The sequence below is a fragment of the Streptomyces sp. SID9727 genome (genome assembly GCF_010550605.1).
GTDB lineage: Bacteria > Actinomycetota > Actinomycetes > Streptomycetales > Streptomycetaceae > Streptomyces.
In genome coordinates this window covers 1-19861 of the sequence record NZ_JAAGNI010000234.1, presented here as the reverse complement: position 1 = coordinate 19861, position 19861 = coordinate 1, and the positions used below count along the sequence as shown (strand labels likewise).

Annotated in this window: 13 protein-coding genes, 1 tRNA gene and 2 rRNA genes; 2 read left to right on the top strand and 14 right to left on the bottom strand. The window is 69.7% G+C overall.

The window, feature by feature from the left end; genetic code table 11:
- The first annotated feature begins 35 nt into the window (after positions 1 to 35).
- Complete coding sequence (locus G3I41_RS15160) at positions 36 to 866, top strand: Fpg/Nei family DNA glycosylase (protein ID WP_164400731.1); 831 nt, start codon at positions 36 to 38, stop codon at positions 864 to 866.
- Between the two features lie 61 nt (positions 867 to 927).
- Here the strand turns inward: G3I41_RS15160 and G3I41_RS15155 are convergent, their stop codons facing one another.
- From G3I41_RS15155 to G3I41_RS15105, 11 genes are all read right to left on the bottom strand, one after another.
- On the bottom strand, positions 928 to 1191 hold the full coding sequence (locus tag G3I41_RS15155) for a hypothetical protein (RefSeq protein ID WP_164400730.1): 264 nt from the start codon (positions 1189 to 1191) through the stop codon (positions 928 to 930).
- A 185-nt stretch (positions 1192 to 1376) separates the two neighbouring features.
- Complete coding sequence (locus G3I41_RS15150) at positions 1377 to 1568, bottom strand: CsbD family protein (protein WP_164400729.1); 192 nt, start codon at positions 1566 to 1568, stop codon at positions 1377 to 1379.
- A gap of 46 nt (positions 1569 to 1614) precedes the next feature.
- Entirely contained in the window at positions 1615 to 2085 is a 471-nt protein-coding gene (locus tag G3I41_RS15145) for a DNA starvation/stationary phase protection protein (protein ID WP_164400728.1), read from the bottom strand.
- Positions 2086 to 2350: 265 nt separating this feature from the next.
- A complete protein-coding gene (locus G3I41_RS15140; protein WP_018105285.1) occupies positions 2351 to 2734 on the bottom strand; it encodes a helix-turn-helix transcriptional regulator in 384 nt (127 codons plus the stop codon).
- A gap of 109 nt (positions 2735 to 2843) precedes the next feature.
- Positions 2844 to 3353 (bottom strand): nicotinamide-nucleotide amidohydrolase family protein, encoded by a 510-nt coding sequence (locus G3I41_RS15135; protein ID WP_164400727.1) that lies wholly within the window; start codon positions 3351 to 3353, stop codon positions 2844 to 2846.
- Positions 3350 to 4087, bottom strand: coding sequence for a CDP-diacylglycerol--glycerol-3-phosphate 3-phosphatidyltransferase (gene pgsA / locus G3I41_RS15130; protein WP_164400726.1), 738 nt, complete (start codon positions 4085 to 4087; stop codon positions 3350 to 3352). The genes G3I41_RS15135 and pgsA overlap by 4 nt, the downstream gene beginning before the upstream one ends.
- Positions 4084 to 5562, bottom strand: coding sequence for a 30S ribosomal protein S12 methylthiotransferase RimO (gene rimO / locus G3I41_RS15125; RefSeq protein WP_164400725.1), 1479 nt, complete (start codon positions 5560 to 5562; stop codon positions 4084 to 4086). Before rimO ends, pgsA begins: the two co-directional genes overlap by 4 nt.
- 133 nt (positions 5563 to 5695) lie before the next feature.
- Positions 5696 to 6496 carry a helix-turn-helix domain-containing protein gene (locus G3I41_RS15120; protein WP_164400724.1) on the bottom strand — a complete coding sequence of 267 codons (801 nt, stop codon included), beginning with the start codon at positions 6494 to 6496 and terminating at the stop codon, positions 5696 to 5698.
- 200 nt (positions 6497 to 6696) lie between these two features.
- The gene (locus G3I41_RS15115) at positions 6697 to 9441 is read right to left on the bottom strand and encodes a DNA translocase FtsK (protein ID WP_164400723.1); all 2745 of its coding nucleotides are present in this window, start codon (positions 9439 to 9441) and stop codon (positions 6697 to 6699) included.
- 185 nt (positions 9442 to 9626) lie between these two features.
- Complete coding sequence (locus G3I41_RS15110) at positions 9627 to 10304, bottom strand: response regulator (protein ID WP_164400722.1); 678 nt, start codon at positions 10302 to 10304, stop codon at positions 9627 to 9629.
- A gap of 245 nt (positions 10305 to 10549) precedes the next feature.
- Positions 10550 to 15949, bottom strand: a complete 5400-nt coding sequence (locus tag G3I41_RS15105) for a HAMP domain-containing protein (protein WP_343242133.1) — start codon at positions 15947 to 15949, stop codon at positions 10550 to 10552.
- 411 nt (positions 15950 to 16360) lie between these two features.
- Between G3I41_RS15105 and G3I41_RS15100 the strand changes: the two genes are divergently transcribed.
- Entirely contained in the window at positions 16361 to 18967 is a 2607-nt protein-coding gene (locus G3I41_RS15100; protein WP_164400721.1) for a SpoIIE family protein phosphatase, read from the top strand.
- Between the two features lie 56 nt (positions 18968 to 19023).
- Here G3I41_RS15100 and G3I41_RS15095 read toward each other — a convergent pair.
- From G3I41_RS15095 to G3I41_RS15085, 3 genes are all read right to left on the bottom strand, one after another.
- Positions 19024 to 19096 (bottom strand) — tRNA-Thr (locus tag G3I41_RS15095).
- Between the two features lie 160 nt (positions 19097 to 19256).
- A 5S ribosomal RNA gene (gene rrf / locus G3I41_RS15090) occupies positions 19257 to 19373 on the bottom strand.
- Between the two features lie 79 nt (positions 19374 to 19452).
- Positions 19453 to 19861: ribosomal RNA gene (locus G3I41_RS15085) — 23S ribosomal RNA — on the bottom strand; the annotation flags it as partial.

Below are 19861 nucleotides of genomic sequence, written 5' to 3'. Positions count from 1 at the left end.
ATCCCACGAGCCCCGCCCCACCGCATCATGGAGGCATGCCCGAAGGAGACACCGTCCTGCAGACCGCCGCGCGGCTGCACCACGCGCTGGCCGGACAGGTCCTCACCACGTCCGACCTCCGGGTCCCCCGGTTCGCCACCGCAGACCTCACGGGCCGCGCCGTCCTCGACGTCACCGCCCGGGGCAAGCACCTGCTGACCCGGATCGAGGGCGGCCTCACCCTGCACAGCCACCTGCGGATGGACGGCGCCTGGCGGATCTACGCCCCGGGCGAGCGCTGGCGCGGCGGCCCCGCCCACCAGATCCGCGCCGTTCTGGGCAACGCGGCCCGCACCGCCGTCGGCTACCGCCTACCGGTCCTGGAGCTCATGCGCACCCAGGACGAGGAGCAGGCGGTCGGCCATCTCGGCCCCGACCTGCTCGGGCCGGACTGGGACGCCGACACAGCGCTGCGGAATCTGCTGAGCGACCCCGCCCGTCCGCTCGGCGAGGCCCTGCTCGACCAGCGCAACCTGGCCGGCATCGGGAACATCTACAAGGCCGAGCTCTGCTTCCTGGCCCGCGCCACGCCCTGGCTTCCCATCGGCGAGCTGCCCGCCCGGACGGCCGCCCTGCTGGTCAGCACGGCGCACCAGCTCCTCGACGCCAACCGCGACCGCCCCAACCGCGTCACGACGGCCGGAGGCCGTTCCCGTACCGTCGCGAGCGCCGCCGCCCGCGCGCGGAGACCGAGCGAGAACCTCTGGGTGTACGGCCGGACGCACCGCCCCTGCCTGCGCTGCGGAACCCCGATCCGCGCTGCCGAACAGGACGACCGTCCCGCCTACTGGTGCCCCAGCTGCCAGACCGGCCCGGGGCCCACCTGACGCACCTCTGCCGGAGAGGCATCGTCACCTGCCCGGCCGGCCGTCGCGGCCGTCCGGGCCCCTACCTGACCACCCACCGCCGCCACGCCCCCGCCCTCCTCCGCGCCCACGCCGTACCGCGCCGCAGCAGGCCCGTACCCGCGTCGAAGATGCCGAGGGGTCTTGCCGTCGCGGCCACGTGCACGGGCAGGAGGCTGAGCCCCCATCCGCCCGCCGCCACCGCTCCCTCGACCACCCCCGCGTGGCCCGGGGCCAGTATCAGCCGCAGCACGGCCCACCACCACGCGCCGCAGAGAACGAGCGCCGGCACCCATCGCCGTACCATGGCTGCCTCCTCCGGCTTGATCCAAACGAAGGACACTAGTCGCGCCCGTTTCTCCGGGGCGAGAGCGCACCGTTGCACCCCCGGCGCGCGCGGGGCGGGCCGCACCACCCCACCCCTCGCTGCCCTGGCCCCTCTCAGCACGGAGCCCCCACCGCGCGGGTGGGGGCTCACTGCGGACCGAGAGGTCAGCCCTTGTCGTCGTGCAGGGAGTCCTTGACCCCGTCCGCCCGGTCACGGGCGCCGTCCATGGCGTCCTTGGCCTTGCCCTTGGCCTGGTCCGCCTTGCCCTCGGCCTCCTTGCGACGGTCGCCGGTCATCTTGCCCATGGCTTCCTTCGCCTTGCCGGTGACCTTGTCCTTCGCGCCTTCGTTCCTCATGCTGCTACCTCCGTGACGAAAATCTGATGGGTGATGGCGTGTGCGCTCAGGCGCTCTCGGCCTGGAACATCCACGCGTGCTTCTCGAGGTCGGCGGTCAGCGCGATCAGGAGGTCCTGGCTGACCGGGTCCGGGGTCTCGGTCGCCTCGATGCGCTCGCGCATCCGCCCGATGACCACGCCGAGGGCGTCGACCAGGGTCTTCACCGCGTCCACGTCCTTGATCCAGCCCTCGGACACGGAGGCGATGGCCGTGCTCTTGGCGATCGTGGCGGATCGGCCGTCCGGGTTGACGCCGAGCGCGGACGCCCGCTCCGCGACCGTGTCGGAGTGCTGGCGAGCGGTGTCGACGACGTCGTCGAGCTGGAGGTGCACGGACCTGAACCGCGGCCCGACCACATTCCAGTGGACCTGCTTGGCCACCAGAGAAAGGTCGAGGAGATCCACCAGAGCGCCCTGGAGGGCGTCTCCGACGGTCTTGAGGTCGGTCTCGGACAGTGGGCTCTTCACCACAGACATGCACGTCTCCGATCTGGAATCCGTTCCGTTCAGCACCACCCACGATGGCACAAACGAAGCAAAACGGTCATTTGAGAAAGCGTCCGATGACTGCGACAAGTCCATTCGGGAGGCTTCCTCGGTCTCTCATCCACGCGCCTTCCCCCCATCGCCCCGCTGACACACGACAGGGCCCACGAAAACGACCCGTAGGCACGCGAAAGCCCCGGTTCTCCCCCATCACAGGGGGAGAACCGGGGCCTCGGCTTCACACCGAACCGAACGGTCAGGCGGCGACTACGTCCACCGCTTCCGCGGGTGCCTTGATGGTCACCCGCCCCGTCGGTACACCCGCCACCGAAGTAACGGAGACGGAGTTGAGCATGGGGCGCACCGGTACAGGTACCGGATCGCTGGCCGCTGCCGACTCGGCCAGTTCGGCCAGGGACAGCTCATCGCTCACTTCACGCATGAGCTCGGACATCCGTACGTCAAGCGCGTCGCAAATGGCGGAGAGCAGTTCGGAGGATGCCTCCTTCTGCCCCCGCTCCACCTCGGAGAGATAGCCGAGCGAAACTCGGGCGGACGAGGAGACTTCGCGCAGAGTACGGCCTTGGCGCTGGCGCTGCCGACGCAGCACGTCACCCAGCAGGCGACGGAGCAGAATCATCGGTGGCTCCCTCCTCGGACCGCGTAGCCGCATCCTTCACGCCCCACCGTACCGCCTAGCGCTGCGGCCGTGCGGGGAGCGATGTCGTGTTCACTCAGGGCTGCAAACATCAATTCCCCCCGTTCTCTTCCGTATCCTGTGCGCTCGCATTCTCGTGGAGTTCGCCTGAGAGCAGGTCGAGCGCGCTTCGTACGCTCTTCTTACGGATGTCCGCCCGGTCGCCGTTCAACCGCAGCGCGGCCACTTTCTCGATGCCGTGCGGACCGCTGACCGCGACGAAGACCGTCCCGACGGGTTGGCCGTCCTGGGGTTCGGGGCCGGCGACGCCGGTGGTCGCCACTCCCCAGTCTGCGCCCAGAGCCCGCCGTACGCCTGTCGCCATCTGACGCGCGACGTCCGCGTTGACCGCTCCGCGCTCCGCCAGGAGGCCGGCGTCCACCCCCAGGACTTCACTCTTGAGGGGGGTCGCGTAGGCCGTCACCGAGCCCCTGAAGGCTTGGGAGGCACCTGGTACGGACGTGAGTTCGGCCGCGACCAGGCCCCCGGTCAGCGACTCCGCGACGGCGAGGGTCTGCCCCCGCTCGACGAGCAGCCGCAGCACCCGGCCCGCCGCAGTCACCGCTCGGCCTCCGCCGTACCCCTGGCCCCAGCCGTCTCGGCGGGCGTGCCGCTCTCCGCGGAGGCGGCCCGGGACACCTCCGCGGCCGCGCGCTCCGCGGCGAGGCCCTGGCGCCGCAGTACGACGGCCTGGCGGACGTAGTCCAGCCCGGTGACGACCGTCAACACGACGGCCACCGCCATCACCCAGAAGCGCAGGGTGGCCAGCGGACCGGTCAGCGCCAGGACGTACATCCCGACGGCCGTCCCCTGTGCCAGCGTCTTCATCTTGCCGCCGCGACTGGCGGGAATGACCCCGTGCCGGATCACCCAGAAACGCATCAGCGTGATACCCAGCTCGCGGAAGAGGATCACGCCCGTGACCCACCAGGGCAGGTCGCCCAGGTACGACAGACAGATCAGCGCCGCGCCCATGATCGCCTTGTCGGCGATCGGGTCGGCGATCTTGCCGAAGTCGGTGACCAGGTTGTACGTGCGCGCCAGATGCCCGTCGAACAGGTCGGTGATCATGGCGATGGCGAAGGCGGCCCAGGCGAAGGAGCGCCAGGCCGGGTCGTATCCGCCATCGTGGAGCAGCAGCACGACGAAGCCGGGGACGAGCACGAGCCGGGCCATCGTCAGGAGGTTGGCGATGTTCCACAGACTGGCTTGATTGACCGCAGCGGCGCCCAGCTTTCCGCCGCGGACCGGCGTCGCGCCGGAACCGCCTGACGCGGATGCCGGGACTCCGGTCATCTGGCTACCTCCACAAGCTCACTGCACTCGGCGATCAGGTCCACCCCTTCGGTGCCCACGACCTTTGCCTCGACCATACGGCCCGGGACCAGGCCCTCGCGTGCGGTGAAGAGCACCTGTCCATCGGTTTCGGGCGCCTGGTGCGCGGCACGGCCGTAGGCACGCGGCTCGTCCTCGGTGGGCTCGACGGACTCGACCAGCACCTGGAGCGTCTCGCCCATGCGCTCCTCGGCGCGCTGCGAGGTCAGTTCCTCGGCGAGCTGCGAGATGTGCGCGAGGCGCTCCGCGATGACGTCGGCGTCGAGCTTGTCGTCGTAGCCGACCGCCTCGGTGCCCTCCTCGTCGGAGTAGCCGAAGACGCCGATCGCGTCGAGACGGGCGCCCGTGAGGAACCGTTCCAGCTCCGCGAGGTCGTCCTCGCTCTCACCGGGGAAGCCGACGATGAAGTTGGACCGGGCGCCGGCCTGCGGCGCCTTGCCCCGGATCGTGTCCAGCAGCTCCAGGAAGCGGTCGGTGTCGCCGAAGCGGCGCATCGCCCGGAGCACGCCGGGCGCGGAGTGCTGGAAGGAGAGGTCGAAGTAGGGCGCGACCTTCGGCGTCGAGGTGAGGACGTCGATCAGGCCGGGCCGCATCTCGGCGGGCTGCAGGTAGCTGACGCGGATGCGCTCGATCCCGTCGACCTCCGCGAGCTCCGGCAGCAGGGTCTCCAGGAGGCGGATGTCCCCGAGGTCCTTGCCGTACGAGGTGTTGTTCTCGGAGACCAGCATGACCTCCTTCACACCCTGCTCGGCGAGCCAGCGGGTCTCGCCCAGCACGTCCGAGGGGCGGCGGGAGATGAAGGAGCCGCGGAAGGACGGGATGGCGCAGAAGGAGCAGCGGCGGTCGCAGCCGGAGGCCAGCTTGACCGAGGCGACGGGGCTGGTGCCCAGCCGGCGGCGCAGCGGTGCGCGCGGCCCGGAGACCGGGGCGACGCCCTCCGGCAGGTCGGCGGGGGCGGGGGCGATCTCCTGCGCGTGGCCGGGCAGGGAGACGGCGGCGTCCTGCCGCTCGGCGGGGCTGATCGGCAGCAGCTTGCGGCGGTCGCGGGGGGTGTGGGAGGCGTGGATGCCGCCGTTGAGGATGGTCTGGAGGCGGTCGGAGATGTCGGCGTAATCGTCGAAACCGAGGACGCCGTCCGCTTCCGGCAGGGCCTCGGCGAGGTCCTTGCCGTAGCGCTCGGCCATGCAGCCGACGGCGACGACGGCCTGCGTGCGGCCGTGGTCCTTCAGATCATTGGCTTCGAGGAGGGCGTCGACGGAGTCCTTCTTGGCGGCCTCGACGAACCCGCAGGTGTTGACGACGGCGACATCGGCATCGGAGGCATCCTCGACGAGCTCCCAGCCGTCCGCTGCCAGGCGGCCTGCGAGCTCCTCCGAGTCCACCTCGTTACGGGCGCAGCCAAGAGTGACAAGGGCGACGGTACGGCGTTCGGGCATGGACTCAAGACTACTTTGTCCCGGCACCGGCCCCCGCGCGGAGGGTTGCGCCGTCACCCACGGTGACAAAGACGGCGAGCGCCCGGCACGGTGGCCGGGCGCTCGCCGCGCCGCGATGTGAGCGGATGACCGGTCAGCCGACCTCGGGGTCACCCTTGGTGTACGAAAGGCGTTCGACCTGTCCGGGCTTGAACTCGTCCTCGACCTTCTTCCCGTTCACGAAGAGCTCGATCGAGCCGGCGTTGCCGAGAACGAGGTCGACGCGCTCCTTGTCCTGGAAGGTCTTCGACTGGCCCTTCTCGAGGGTGCCGTCGAACAGCGAGCGGCCATTGTGGTCCTTGGCCGAGATCCAGCTCTTGCCCGTGGCGCTGAGCTTGACGGTGACCTTGTCCTGGGGCGCCGCGGCGATGGCGCTCTCGGACGGGGCCGGCTTGGGGTCGGCGGGCTTGCTGGCGGAGGGCTTCGGGGCGATCTTGTCGGACGTCGGGCCCTCGGCAACGCGGCCGGCGGTCGAGGGACCGTCGTCGCCGCCCTTGAAGAAGGTGAAGCCGACGAAGCCGACCACGGCGACGATCGCCGCGACCATGGCCGCCGTCCAGTTGGGCCTGCGGGGTTCGGAGCGGATGCGTTCGGCCTCGAACAGCGGCGCCGCCGGCGTGGGCGCGGGACGGCCGCCGTGCTCGGCGTCGAACTGCGCGATCAGCGGTTCCGGATCGGTGCCGACGGCACGGGCGAGCGTACGGATGTGGCCGCGGGCGTACACGTCGCCGCCGCAGCGGGAGAAGTCGTCCTGCTCGATCGCGTGCACGATGGGGATGCGCACCCGGGTGGACGTGCTGACCTCTTCGACCGTGAGACCTGCGGCGAGACGAGCCTGCTGAAGCACTCGACCGATCGAAGGCCGGTCGTCTTCGGGGGAGTTGCCGATGGACACGGGGGCGCCTTTCGAGCGTGAGCCACCTGCTGGGTGTTCAGTCTAGGGGGGGTACGAAAGGGTGGGGCAACCGGGCGGGTGGACTTTGTACGCCATCAGATTCGAACAGAGCCGGTTTCGCCGGGACGCCCCGGGGAAGGACGTTCCGTCCTCCCCCTCAACTTGACGTACGGCCCGGCGAAACGGTTGCCCGGCTAACTCTACGAAGCGGTTTCCCCACGAATCTGCGCCAACACCCCGTCGAGCTCGTCCGGTTTCACCAGGACGTCGCGCGCCTTGGAGCCCTCGCTCGGTCCGACGATGTTGCGCGACTCCATCAGGTCCATCAGACGCCCGGCCTTGGCGAAGCCGACCCGCAGCTTGCGCTGGAGCATCGAAGTCGATCCGAACTGGGTGGAGACGACCAGCTCGGCGGCCTGGCACAGCAGGTCGAGGTCGTCGCCGATGTCCTCGTCGATCTCCTTCTTCTGCTTCGTGCCGACCACCACGTCGTCGCGGAAGACCGGGGCCATCTGGTCCTTGCAGTGCTGGACGACCGCCGCGACCTCGTCCTCCGTGACGAAGGCACCCTGCATACGGGTCGGCTTGTTCGCGCCCATCGGCAGGAACAGGCCGTCACCCTTTCCGATGAGCTTCTCGGCGCCGGGCTGGTCCAGGATGACGCGGCTGTCGGCGAGCGAGGACGTGGCGAAGGCCAGCCGAGAGGGGACGTTCGCCTTGATCAGACCGGTGACGACGTCCACCGAGGGGCGCTGGGTGGCGAGCACCAGGTGGATGCCGGCGGCGCGGGCCAGCTGGGTGATGCGGACGATCGAGTCCTCGACGTCGCGCGGGGCGACCATCATCAGGTCGGCCAGCTCGTCGACGATCACCAGCAGATACGGATAGGGCGCGAGCTCCCGTTCGCTGCCCTCCGGTGTCTTGAGCTTGCCGGTGCGCACGGCGTGGTTGAAGTCGTCGATGTGCCGGTAGCCGAAGGCCGCGAGGTCGTCGTAGCGCAGATCCATCTCCCGTACGACCCACTGGAGCGCCTCGGCGGCTTTCTTGGGGTTGGTGATGATCGGCGTGATCAGGTGCGGAATGCCCTCGTACGCGGTGAGCTCGACCCGCTTCGGGTCGACCAGGACCATCCGGACGTCCTCCGGCGTGGCCCGCACCATGATCGAGGTGATCAGGCAGTTGATGCAGGACGACTTGCCCGAGCCGGTCGCACCGGCCACCAGGACGTGCGGCATCTTCGCGAGGTTGGCCATCTCGTAGCCGCCCTCCACGTTCTTGCCGAGCGCGACGAGCATGGGGTGGTCGTCCTCCGCCGCGTCCGCCAGCCGCAGTACGTCACCGAGGTTGACCATCTCCCGGTCGGAGTTGGGAATCTCGATGCCGACCGCGGACTTGCCCGGAATCGGCGAGATGATGCGGACGTCGGGGCTGGCGACGGCGTACGCGATGTTCTTGGTGAGCGCTGTGATCCGCTCGACCTTCACGGCCGGGCCGAGCTCCACCTCGTACCGCGTCACCGTCGGCCCGCGGGTGAAGCCGGTGACGGCGGCGTCCACCTTGAACTCGGTGAACACGTTGGTCAGCGAAGCGACGATAGCGTCGTTGGCGGCGCTCCGGGTCTTGCCGGGACCGCCGCGCTCCAACAGGTCGAGCGAGGGCAGCGAGTACGTGATGTCGCCGGAGAGCTGGAGCTGCTCGGCCCGGGCGGGCAGCGACTGGGACTCGGAGGGCTCCGGGGCCGGCTTGGTCAGATCGGGTACACCGGCCCCGGGCGTGGCTTCCGCCCGCTTCCCGGCCGGCTCCGCCTCCCTGGCACCGGGCACCGGCGTGCCCGCCCGCTCGCGCTCCACCGAGACGCCCTGGGTCAGGTCGGCGACGACCGGGGACGGTGGCATCCCGTTGAGCACGGCACCGTCGAGCGCGGCGGCAGCGGCGGCCGCGACGTCCACCGCGTCCATCGTGCGGTTCATCGCGGGCTGCACCGACGGCCTGCGCGGCCTGCGGCGCTTGGACAGCGCCTCGGACTCCGCGACGTCCGGCTCGTACGCGTCGGGCGCCTGGGAGCGGCGGGAGCGGGGCGGCAGCGCCTCGCGCCACTGCTCCTCGTACCGCTCGTCGTCGCCCCGCTCCTCGGGGTCGTACGCCGGCTCCACGATGCCCAGCTTGACGCCGAGCAGCCGCAGCCGCTGCGGGATGGCGTTCACGGGGGTCGCCGTGACGACCAGCAGCCCGAAGACGGTGAGCAGCAGGAGCAGGGGCACGGCCAGCACCTCGCCCATGGCGAAGATCAGCGGCTTGGAGGCGGCCCAGCCGATGAGGCCGCCCGCGTCCTGCATGGCCTCGGTCCCCTCGTCGCGCCCGGGCGAACCGCACGCGATGTGGACCTGCCCGAGCACGCCGACGACCAGGGCGGAGAGGCCGATGACGATGCGGCCGTTGGCCTCGGGCCGCTGGGGATACAGGATCAGCCGCACCGCCATGACGCCCAGCAGTATCGGTACGAGCAGGTCGAGCCGGCCGAACGCCCCGGTGACGAGCATCTCCACGAGGTCGCCCACCGGACCGCGCAGGTTCGACCAGGTGCCCGCTGCGACGACCAGCGCGAGGCCGAGCAGCAGCAGCGCGACGCCGTCCTTGCGGTGGGCGGGGTCGAGCCCCTTGGCACCGCGCCCTATGCCGCGGAACATCGCGCCGACGCCGTGGGCCGCGCCGAGCCAGAGCGCCCGCGCCAGCCGGTACACGCCGTTCGAGGGCGAGGGCGCCGGACGCGGCGGAGCGGCCTTCTTCACCGCGGTCCTCTTGGCCGGCGCCTTCTTCGCGGGCGCCTTCTTCGCTGCGGTCTTCTTGGCGGGCACGGCTTTCTTCGCCGGGCCCGGGCCACCGCCGACGCGCTTCGCGGTGCCCGCCGTGCCCTGGGAACCCTTGCCGGACGTACGTGAGGCCATGGTGCCGAGGTTACCGGTGTCTACGCCCGTGAACAGGTGGGCGTACCGGTTCACCCGTCCGTGTCGCCACGTGCGGGCCGGAAACTGACGCGCCCTCACCGACGAGGGCACCCCGAAACCCCTCGGCCACCGCTCAGTTGCCCGGGCACACCCGAAGGCGCCCCGCACACAAGGCGGGTGCGCCGCTACGAGGGAAGAGCCGCCGAAGCCCCGCCGGTGCCCGGCTCCAGTGCGTCGAGCGCGCGGCGCAGACCCGTCAGCTTCCGTTCGAGATGGGCGGCCGTCGCCACCGCGCCCGCGTCGGCGGACTCGTCGTCGAGCTGCTTCGACAGCGCCTCCGCCTGCTCCTCGACGGCCGCGAGCCGCGCGGAGAGCTCGGCCAGCAGACCGGCGGGCTCCCTGTCCTGCTGGGCGCTCGTCCGGCCGCCGCCCTCCAGCTGGAGCCGCAGCAGCGCCGCCTGCTCGCGCAGCTGGCAGTTCTTCATGTACAGCTCCACGAAGACCGAGACCTTGGCGCGCAGCACCCACGGGTCGAACGGCTTCGAGATGTAGTCCACCGCGCCGGCCGCGTAACCCCGGAAGGTGTGGTGCGGACCGTGATTGATCGCGGTGAGGAAGATGATCGGGATGTCCCGGGTCCGTTCCCGCCGCTTGATGTGCGCGGCGGTTTCGAAACCGTCCATGCCCGGCATCTGGACGTCCAGCAGAATGACCGCGAAGTCGTCCGTGAGCAGCGCTTTGAGCGCCTCCTCCCCTGACGATGCCCGAACCAGTGTCTGATCGAGCGCAGAGAGGATGGCCTCCAGCGCCAGCAGATTCTCCGGCCGGTCATCGACCAGGAGGATCTTGGCCTTCTGCACCATGGCCCGCCCTCCTCGCCCCGGAATTGCACCGGGCGCCGCCCCGGGGGGCGATTCCCTTACGCCGCCCGTCCTTGTGCCGGTCATGGTAGCCGCACCCCGGCGGTCACCACACCCTGTCACCGTGATGTCACTGTGCACGTACCGGAAACGTGGCGGGGGACCAGAAGGTTCCCCGCAATCCGCGTTCCCACACGCCTTCGGACACCAACGAACAACACATCTTCATGGATTCTCTCAGTGAGCGCTCACTCCCCGCGCATCCACCCTTCCATGACCGAGAGAAGATGGTCGGGATCGACCGGCTTGGTGACATAGTCGGACGCACCCGATTCGAGCGCCTTCTCCTTGTCGCCCTTCATCGCCTTGGCGGTCAGCGCCACGATCGGCAGCTCGGCGAACTGCGGCATCCTGCGGATCGCCGAGGTCGTCGCGTAACCGTCCATCTCCGGCATCATGATGTCCATCAGTACGACCGTCACATCGTCGTGCTGCTCCAGGACTTCGATGCCCTCGCGCCCGTTCTCGGCGTACAGGACCGTCAGTCCGTGCTGCTCCAGCACGCTGGTCAGCGCGAAGACGTTGCGGATGTCGTCGTCGACGATCAGCACCTTCTCACCGCTGAACCGGAACGTCCTGCGGGTCTCCGGCTCCTCCTGACCGGCCACCGCCCAGGACTCCGGCTCGGCGGCCGGAACCGGCTGCGCGGCGGGGGCGGGCACCGGACGCGGCGGCAGTGCGGGCTGCTGCCGCGCGCCCCCGAGGGCCTTGCGCCGGCGGTGCGGGGCGGCCTGGGCGGGGTCCGGCACCCGGCCGCCCTCGGTCGGGCCGGTCGGGCCTTCGGTCTGTCCCGGAGCGAGCTGCGGGTAGCCCTGCGGCGGGAGTTCGCTCGGGTGCAGCGGCAGGTACAGCGTGAACGTGGAGCCGCGACCCGGCTCGCTCGCCGCGTGGATCTCGCCGCCCAGCAGCCGCGCGATCTCGCGGCTGATGGACAGACCGAGGCCCGTGCCCCCGTACTTGCGGCTGGTCGTCCCGTCCGCCTGCTTGAACGCCTCGAAGATGACCCGCATCTTGCTGGCGGCGATCCCGATGCCGGTGTCGGTCACCGAGAAGGCGATCAGCTCGCCGTCCGCGTCCCGCAGCGAACCGGCCTCCAGCAGCTGCTCGCGGATGGCGTCCGGCACCTCCTGGCCGGCGTGCCTGATCACCAGCTCGACGGCCCCGCTGTCGGTGAACTTCACCGCGTTGGACAGCAGGTTGCGCAGCACCTGGAGGAGCCGCTGCTCGTCCGTGTGCAGCGTGGCCGGCAGCTCCGGCGACACCCGTACGGAGAAGTCCAGCCCCTTTTCCGCGGTGAGCGGCCGGAAGGTCGCCTCCACGTAATCGACCAGCTGGACCAGGGCGATCCGCGTCGGGCTCACGTCCATCTTGCCCGCCTCGACCTTCGACAGGTCGAGGATGTCGTTGATCAGCTGGAGCAGGTCGGAACCGGCTCCGTGAATCGTCTCGGCGAATTCCACCTGCTTCGGCGAGAGATTGCCCTCGGCGTTGTCCGCGAGCAGCTTGGCCAGAATGAGCAGCGAGTTGAGAGGCGTACGCAGCTCGTGCGACATGTTCGCCAGGAACTCGGACTTGTAGCGCATGGAGACCGCGAGCTGTTCGGCGCGTTCCTCCAGGACCTGCCGCGCCTCCTCGATCTCGGTGTTCTTGACCTCGATGTCGCGGTTCTGCCTGGCCAGCAGCTCGGCCTTCTCCTCCAGTTCGGCGTTGGACGCCTGGAGGGCCTTCTGCCGGTTCTCCAGTTCCTGCGAGCGGTCCCGCAATTGCTCGGTGAGCTCCTGCGACTGCTCGAGCAGCTTCTCGGTCGTCGTGTTGACGCTGATCGTGTTGACGCTCGTGGCGATCATTTCCGCGAGCTGGTTCAGGAAGTCCCGCTGGATGTGCGTGAACGGCTGGAACGAGGCCAGTTCGATGACCCCGAGAACCTTGCCCTCGAAGAGCACCGGAAGCACGATCACATGCGCGGGCGGCGCCTCACCGAGCCCGGAGGAGATCTTCAGGTAACCCGGCGGCACGTTGTCCACCTGGATCGTCCGCTTCTCCTCGGCGGCCGTGCCGATGAGCGTCTCGCCCGGACGGAAGGACGTTGGCATGGAGCCGGCGGAGTAGCCGTAGCTTCCCCGCATGCGCAGCTCGTACGCGCCCTCGGCCTCAGCGCCCAGCGCGTCGGTCTCACCGGTGGGCGTGGCCAGGAAGAAGGCGCCGTGCTGGGCGGAGACCACGGGGGTCAGCTCACTCATGATGAGCGAGGCGACGTCGTCCAGGTCGCGGCGCCCCTGCATCAGACCGGAGATGCGGGCCAGATTGCCCTTCAGCCAGTCCTGCTCCTTGTTCGTGGCGGTGGTGTCGCGCAGGTTCGCGATCATCGTGTTGATGTTGTCCTGGAGGGCCTGGATCTCGCCCGCCGCGTCCACGTCGATCTTCAGGTTGAGGTCGCCCCGCGTCACCGCCGTCGCCACGGCGGCGATGGCCCGCACCTGACGGGTCAGGTTCCCGGCCATCTCGTTCACCGATTCGGTGAGGTCGCGCCAGGTGCCGTCCACGTCGCGCACCCGCGCCTGGCCGCCGAGCTGGCCCTCGGTACCCACCTCGCGGGCGACCCGGGTCACCTGCTCGGCGAACGAGGACAGCTGGTCGACCATCGTGTTGATGGTGTTCTTCAGCTGCTGGATCTCGCCGCGCGCATCGATGTCGATCTTCTTGGTCAGGTCGCCCTTGGCGATGGCCGTCGTGACGGCGGCGATCTGGCGCACCTGGCCGGTCAGGTTGGACGCCATCGAGTTCACGGACTCGGTGAGGTCCTTCCACGTACCGGAGACCCCCGGGACGCGCGCCTGGCCGCCCAGCTCGCCCTCGGTACCCACCTCGCGGGCGACCCGGGTCACCTCGTCCGCGAACGAGGACAGCGTGGTCACCATCGTGTTGACGGTGTCGGCGAGCTCGGCGACCTCGCCGCGCGCCTCGACGGTGACCTTCTTCGTCAGGTCGCCGTTGGCGACGGCGGACGAGACGCGGGAGATGTTGCGCACCTGGCTGGTCAGGTTGTTGGCCATCAGGTTGACGTTGTCGCTGAGGTCCTTCCAGATGCCCGTCGCCCCGCGCACCCGCGCCTGGCCGCCGAGGATGCCCTCGGTGCCCACCTCGCGGGCCACCCGGGTCACCTCGGAGGAGAACGACGACAGCTGGTCGACCATCGTGTTGACCGTCGTCACCAGTTCGAGGATCTCGCCCTTGGCATCGACGGTGATCTTCTTGGAGAGATCACCGTTGGCGACCGCCGTCGTCACCTCGGCGATGTTGCGCACCTGAATGGTGAGGTTGTTGGCCATGCCGTTGACGGACTGCGTGAGGTCCTTCCACGTACCGGAGACCCCCTGCACCTCGGCTTGACCGCCCAGCATCCCCTCGGTGCCCACCTCACGGGCCACCCGCGTCACCTGCTCCGCGAAGTTCGAGAGCTGGTCGACCATGGTGTTGAGAGTGTTCTTCAACTCCAGGATCTCGCCGCGCGCGTCCACGTCGATCTTCTGCGACAGGTCACCGCGCGCCACCGCCGTGGCGACCTGCGCGATGTTACGGACCTGAGCGGTCAGGTTCCCCGCCATCCCGTTCACCGAATCGGTCAGATCACGCCACACACCGGCCACGCCGGGCACCTGCGCCTGGCCGCCGAGGCGCCCGTCCGTACCCACCTCGCGGGCGACCCTGGTCACCTGCTCGGCAAAGGCGGAGAGCTGGTCGACCATCGTGTTGATGGTGTTCTTCAGCTCAAGGATCTCGCCGCGCGCGTCCACATCGATCTTCTGCGACAGGTCGCCTCGCGCCACCGCGGTCGTGACCTGCGCGATCTGGCGCACCTGGGAGGTGAGGTTCCCCGCCATGAAGTTGACGGAGTCGGTGAGTTCCTTCCACGTACCGGAGACGCCGTCGACCCGCGCCTGACCGCCGAGGCGGCCCTCGGTGCCCACGTCACGGGCCATCCGCGTGACCTGATCGGCGAAGGAGGAGAGCTGCGCCACCATCGTGTTGACGGTGTTCTTCAGCTCCAGCATCTCGCCCGCGACGTCGACGGTGACCTTCTGCGACAGGTCGCCGTTGGCGACGGCCGTCGTCACCTGCGCGATGTCACGCACCTGCCCGGTCAGGTTGCGGAAGGCCGTGTTCACGGAGTCCGTGAGGTCCTTCCAGGTCCCGGCGGCACCCGGCACCTCGGCCTGCCCGCCGAGCCGGCCCTCGACGCCGACCTCCCGGGCCACCCGGGTCACTTCCGAACCGAAGGACTGAAGCTGGTCGACCATCGTGTTGACGGTGTTCTTCAGCTCCAGCATCTCGCCGGCCACGTCGACGGTGACCTTCTGCGTCATGTCACCGCTGGCCACCGCCGTGGTCACCTGGGCGATGTCGCGCACCTGCGTCGTCAGGTTCCGGAAGACCGTGTTCACCGAGTCGGTGAGGTCCTTCCAGGTCCCGGCAGCGCCCGGCACCTGCGCCTGGCCGCCGAGCACACCCTGCCCGCCGACCTCGCTGGCCACGCGGGTGACCTCGTCCGCGAAGGTGCGCAGCGTCTCGGTCATCTGGTTGATCGTCTCGGCGAGCTGGGCGACCTCGCCGCGCGCGCTGACCTGGACCTTCTGGGACAGGTCACCGTTGGCGACCGCCGTCGTCACCTCCGCGATGCCGCGCACCTGGGAGGTGAGGTTGCCGGCCATCGTGTTGACGGAGTCCGTCAGGTCCTTCCACACCCCGGCGACCCCGGGCACCACGGCCTGGCCGCCCAGCTCGCCCTCCGTGCCGACCTCGCGGGCGACCCGGGTCACCTCGGAGGAGAACGAGGACAGCTGGTCGACCATCGTGTTGACGGTGTTCTTCAGCTGGAGCATCTCACCGGCCACATGGACGGTGACCTTCCGCGACAGATCACCCTTGGCCACCGCCGTCGTCACCAGGGCGATGTCGCGCACCTGCGCGGTCAGCCGGTACGCCATGGTGTTGACCGAGTCCGTGAGGTCCTTCCACGACCCGGACATCCCGCGCACCTGCGCCTGGCCGCCGAGCTTGCCCTCGGTCCCCACCTCGACCGCGACCCGCGTCACCTGCTCGGTGAACGCCGACAGCTGGTCGACCAGGTTGTTGACGGTGCGCGCGACCTTCAGGAACTCGCCGCGCAACGGCCGTACCGTGTCGTCCGCCGTATGGGAGCGCAGCTCCATCCGCTGTTCGAGATCACCGTCGGCCACCGCCGACAGCACCCGCCCCACCTCGGAGACCGGACGGGCGAGATCGTCCACCAGCTCGTTCGAGGCGTCGATCGCAGCGGCCCAGGAACCCTCGCAGGCACCCGTCTCCAGGCGTTCGGTGAGCTTGCCCTCCCGTCCGACCACGCGCCGCACCCGCGCCAGCTCGCCGGTGAGGTGCACGTTGCGGTCGGCGACCTCGTTGAAGACCGCGGCGAGCTCCGCCATCACGCCTTCGCCGGAGACCGTGACGCGCCTGCGGAAGTTGCCGTCGCGCATGGCGACCAGACCGGCCAGCAGTCTGTGCAGCGCCGCCGCGTCCACCTCGACGGTTCCGTTGCGCTGCTTCTTCACGGACTGACCGCCCTTACTGCGCGCACCCGAACCCCGCGCCGCCACGTCAGACTCCACCGTGTCCCTCCCGCAGGGGTTGACCATCTAGCTAGGACCTCGTCCGAGAGCTTGCCCAGAACTTCCACGGCTCACCGTCACAGCCCACCGTCGACGGGTGACCATGCGGACGTCAAATCGTTGAAACGTACCAGGCGGGAACCGGTCGGGGTGGAACCTCCCATGGTTGTCCCACATCCCTCCGGGGGGAAGCCCATCCTGTCCGGTCATCCGTCCGTTCCCGCCCGGGCCTGTCCGAAGTCCGCCCTCGTGTATCCGGTGCCCGGGGGGAGCGTCTAGCCTGGCAGGCGAATCGAAGCGGCGAGAAACGGGCACGGACTCGGGGAAGCGACGAGACACCATATGGGGAGTGCTGTGATCACGGCGCGTGCGGCTGCCACCTTCGAACCGGTGGCGCGCTCCGTCGCGACGGCCCGTGCCTTTGTCCGCGACACGCTCCAGGGCTGGGGATACACCGACGTCGTCGACGACGCCGTCGTCCTGACCAGCGAGCTCGTCACCAATGCCGTGATCCACGCCGGCACCGCCGCGGACGTGCTGTGTCTGCGCACGGAGGACGGCGTCCGGGTGGAGATCGCCGACCATTACCCGGAACGGGAGATCCCACTCCAGACGGCGGGCCTCGATCTCGGCGGCCTCGACAGCGAGAACGGCCGCGGTCTGCTGCTGTGCGCGGCTCTCGCTTCCCGCTGGGGCGTCGAGTACTCCCCCACCCGCAAACACGTCTGGTTCCAGCTCGACCTCCCCGACCGCCCGGTGGGCGTCCGCTCGGCCGGTCCGCTGCTGCCCGTGGGGCTCCTCCCGGTCACCGACGAACGCGTCAGGGTCGCCGTCGTCCAGATCGACAGCGAGGGCGCCGTCGCCGCGTGGAACGACGACGCGGCGTACCTCTTCGGCTACACGGCGGACCAGGTCACCGGCAAGCAGCTCGCCGACTTCACCGCCTGGCCGCAGACCCCCGGCACCAGTACCGGCATCGCGGACGCCCTGCGCCTCTCCCGCTGGGAGGGCAGCTACGGCATCCGGGGCGCCGACGGCCGCACCATCCCGGTCTACGGCTCCCACCTGCGCGTCCGGGACCCTCAGGGCGAACCGTCCACGGTCTGCCTGCTGGTGCGCGACTACGAGCGCGCGGTTCTCCAGACCCCCGCGCGCACCCCGGTCTCCGACACCGCCGAGAGCCGCAAGACGGACCCCTTCGAGGTCTTCATCGGCTCCCCCGCCCCCGACGACCTCGACGGCCTGCTCCAGCGCACCGTCGAGCGGGCGCGCGACATGCTCGACGCCGACGCCGCCTTCCTCCTGCTGGCCACGGACGACGAGACCGAGCTCGAGGTGCGGGCCACGACCGGCCTGCCCTCCGCCCGTCAGCGCTTCGCCCGCGTGCCCGTCGAGGCCGGCACCGGCCGGTACGGATCCGCCCGGATGCCCGCCGTCCACGAGGACCTGGACGCCGTCCCCGGCGCGGTCCCGCTGCTCGGCAACACCGGCATGCGCTCGGTGGTCACGGTCCCGCTGAAGGTCGAGGGGCGCCTCACGGGCTCCCTGGGCGTCGCGGCCGAGGGCGCCGGCCGCTACTCCAACGAGGAAGCGCTGCGTCTGCAGTTCGCCGCGGACCGGATCGCCCTCGCGGTCGAGTCGGCGCGCCTGGGCGAGCTGGAGCGGCTGCGCCGTGGCTCGCTCTCCTTCCTCGTCGAGGCGTCGGACCTGCTGGCGGGCACCCTGGACCGGGACCAGACGCTGGCCCTGATGGCCCAGATGACGGTCCCGACGCTGGCGACGTGGTGCGCCGTCTACACGATCGCCGACCCGGCGTCGGACCCGGAGCTCTCCTACGTGCTGCACGAGGACGAGGAGCGCATCGACGGGCTCAAGAGCCTGCTCACCAGAATCCCTCCGCCGGAGCCCGTACGGACCCCCGGGGCGCGGGTGTGGGCCGCTCCGTCTCAGGCCGCCCACGAGGCGGCGCTGCGGACCTCGATGCGGAGCATCGGCATCGGCGACCCGGGCGGCCTCGGCTCGACCACGCGTACGACGCTGGCGACCGCGGCGGCGGTGGGCGGCGAGACCGTCGTCCTGCCCCTGGTGGCCCGCAACCGCGTCATCGGCATGCTGACGCTCGGCAAGCCGTCCGACGACCACTTCCGCCAGGAGATCCTGGAGCTGGCCGAGGACCTGTCCCGCCGGGCCGCCCTGGCCCTGGACAACGCCCGCCTCTACTCGGAGCGCACGGCGATCAGCCAGTCCCTTCAGCGCAGCCTCCTCCCGCCGGGCCTCCCGGCCGTGCCCAACGTCGAGGTGGACGTCATCTACCGCGCGGCCGGCGAGGGCAACGAGGTCGGCGGCGACTTCTACGACGTGTTCCCGATCCGCGACGGCGCGTACGGGTTCGCCATCGGCGACGTCTGCGGTACGGGGCCGGAGGCGGCGGCCGTGACGGGGCTCGCGCGCCACGCCCTGCGCCTGCTGGCCCGGGAGGGTTTCGGCGGCCCCGCGGTCCTGGAGCGGCTCAACGCCGCGATCCTCGACGAGGGGACCCGCAGCCGCTTCCTCACGCTGCTCTACGGCGAGCTGTGGCCGCAGGAGGACGGCAGCGCGCTCCTGAAGGTCGTCTGCGCGGGCCACCCGCTGCCGCTGCGTCTGCGCCAGGACGGCTCGGTGGAGCCGGCGGCGGACCCCCAGCCGCTGCTGGGCGTCATGGAGGACCTGGAGCTGTACGAGCAGACGTTCACGCTGGAGCCGGGCGATGTCCTGCTGTGCGTGACGGACGGTGTCACGGAACGCCGTGAGGGAACGCGGATGCTCGGCGACGACGGCCTGGCGGACGTGCTCGCCCACTGCACAGGGCTTACGGCGGGCGCGGTGGCCGCACGCATCCTCCGGGCCGTCGAGCGCTTCGCCGCCGAGCCGCCTTCGGACGACATGGCCATCCTGACGATGCGGGTCCCGGAACCCCACTAGGCCCCCGGACATGAAGAAAGGCCCCGCCGACAGGCGGGGCCTTTCTTTCTTCTCTGAGCCCCAATGCGGAATCGAACCGCAGACCTTCTCCTTACCATGGAGACGCTCTACCGACTGAGCTATTGGGGCCTTGCTGCCCTGCGGCAACGAGCTAAAGCATACCCTGAACCGAGGGTTATGCAAAACCACCCGGGCCGCTCGGGCCGGCTGCTCCGGACGGGTTGGGCACCCCCGGGCTGAAACGCAGAAAAGCCCCGTGCCACAAGGGCACGGGGCTCTTCCAAAAGGAGTTCGGCGGCGTCCTACTCTCCCACAGGGTCCCCCCTGCAGTACCATCGGCGCTGAAAGGCTTAGCTTCCGGGTTCGGAATGTAACCGGGCGTTTCCCTAACGCAATGACCACCGAAACACTATGAAATTAGAACCAACCGGGCAACAACACGGCTGTTCGTTATTTCAGAACTAACACAGTGGACGCGAGCAACTGAGGACAAGCCCTCGGCCTATTAGTACCAGTCAGCTCCACCCGTTACCGGGCTTCCACATCTGGCCTATCAACCCAGTCGTCTACTGGGAGCCTTAACCAATCAAGTTGGTGGGAATACTCATCTCGAAGCAGGCTTCCCGCTTAGATGCTTTCAGCGGTTATCCTTTCCGAACGTAGCCAACCAGCCATGCCCTTGGCAGAACAACTGGCACACCAGAGGTTCGTCCGTCCCGGTCCTCTCGTACTAGGGACAGCCCTTCTCAATATTCCTACGCGCACAGCGGATAGGGACCGAACTGTCTCACGACGTTCTAAACCCAGCTCGCGTACCGCTTTAATGGGCGAACAGCCCAACCCTTGGGACCGACTCCAGCCCCAGGATGCGACGAGCCGACATCGAGGTGCCAA

What these genes read in the sequence shown, in the direction of transcription:
- pgsA (WP_164400726.1), bottom strand. Translation starts at nt 4,087, where the DNA reads ATGACCGGAGTCCCGGCATCCGCGTCAGGCGGTTCCGGCGCGACGCCG.
- G3I41_RS15155 (WP_164400730.1), bottom strand. Translation starts at nt 1,191, where the DNA reads ATGGTACGGCGATGGGTGCCGGCGCTCGTTCTCTGCGGCGCGTGGTGG.
- G3I41_RS15160 (WP_164400731.1), top strand. Translation starts at nt 36, where the DNA reads ATGCCCGAAGGAGACACCGTCCTGCAGACCGCCGCGCGGCTGCACCAC.
- G3I41_RS15115 (WP_164400723.1), bottom strand. Translation starts at nt 9,441, where the DNA reads ATGGCCTCACGTACGTCCGGCAAGGGTTCCCAGGGCACGGCGGGCACC.
- G3I41_RS15140 (WP_018105285.1), bottom strand. Translation starts at nt 2,734, where the DNA reads ATGATTCTGCTCCGTCGCCTGCTGGGTGACGTGCTGCGTCGGCAGCGC.
- rimO (WP_164400725.1), bottom strand. Translation starts at nt 5,562, where the DNA reads ATGCCCGAACGCCGTACCGTCGCCCTTGTCACTCTTGGCTGCGCCCGT.
- G3I41_RS15145 (WP_164400728.1), bottom strand. Translation starts at nt 2,085, where the DNA reads ATGTCTGTGGTGAAGAGCCCACTGTCCGAGACCGACCTCAAGACCGTC.
- G3I41_RS15150 (WP_164400729.1), bottom strand. Translation starts at nt 1,568, where the DNA reads ATGAGGAACGAAGGCGCGAAGGACAAGGTCACCGGCAAGGCGAAGGAA.
- G3I41_RS15110 (WP_164400722.1), bottom strand. Translation starts at nt 10,304, where the DNA reads ATGGTGCAGAAGGCCAAGATCCTCCTGGTCGATGACCGGCCGGAGAAT.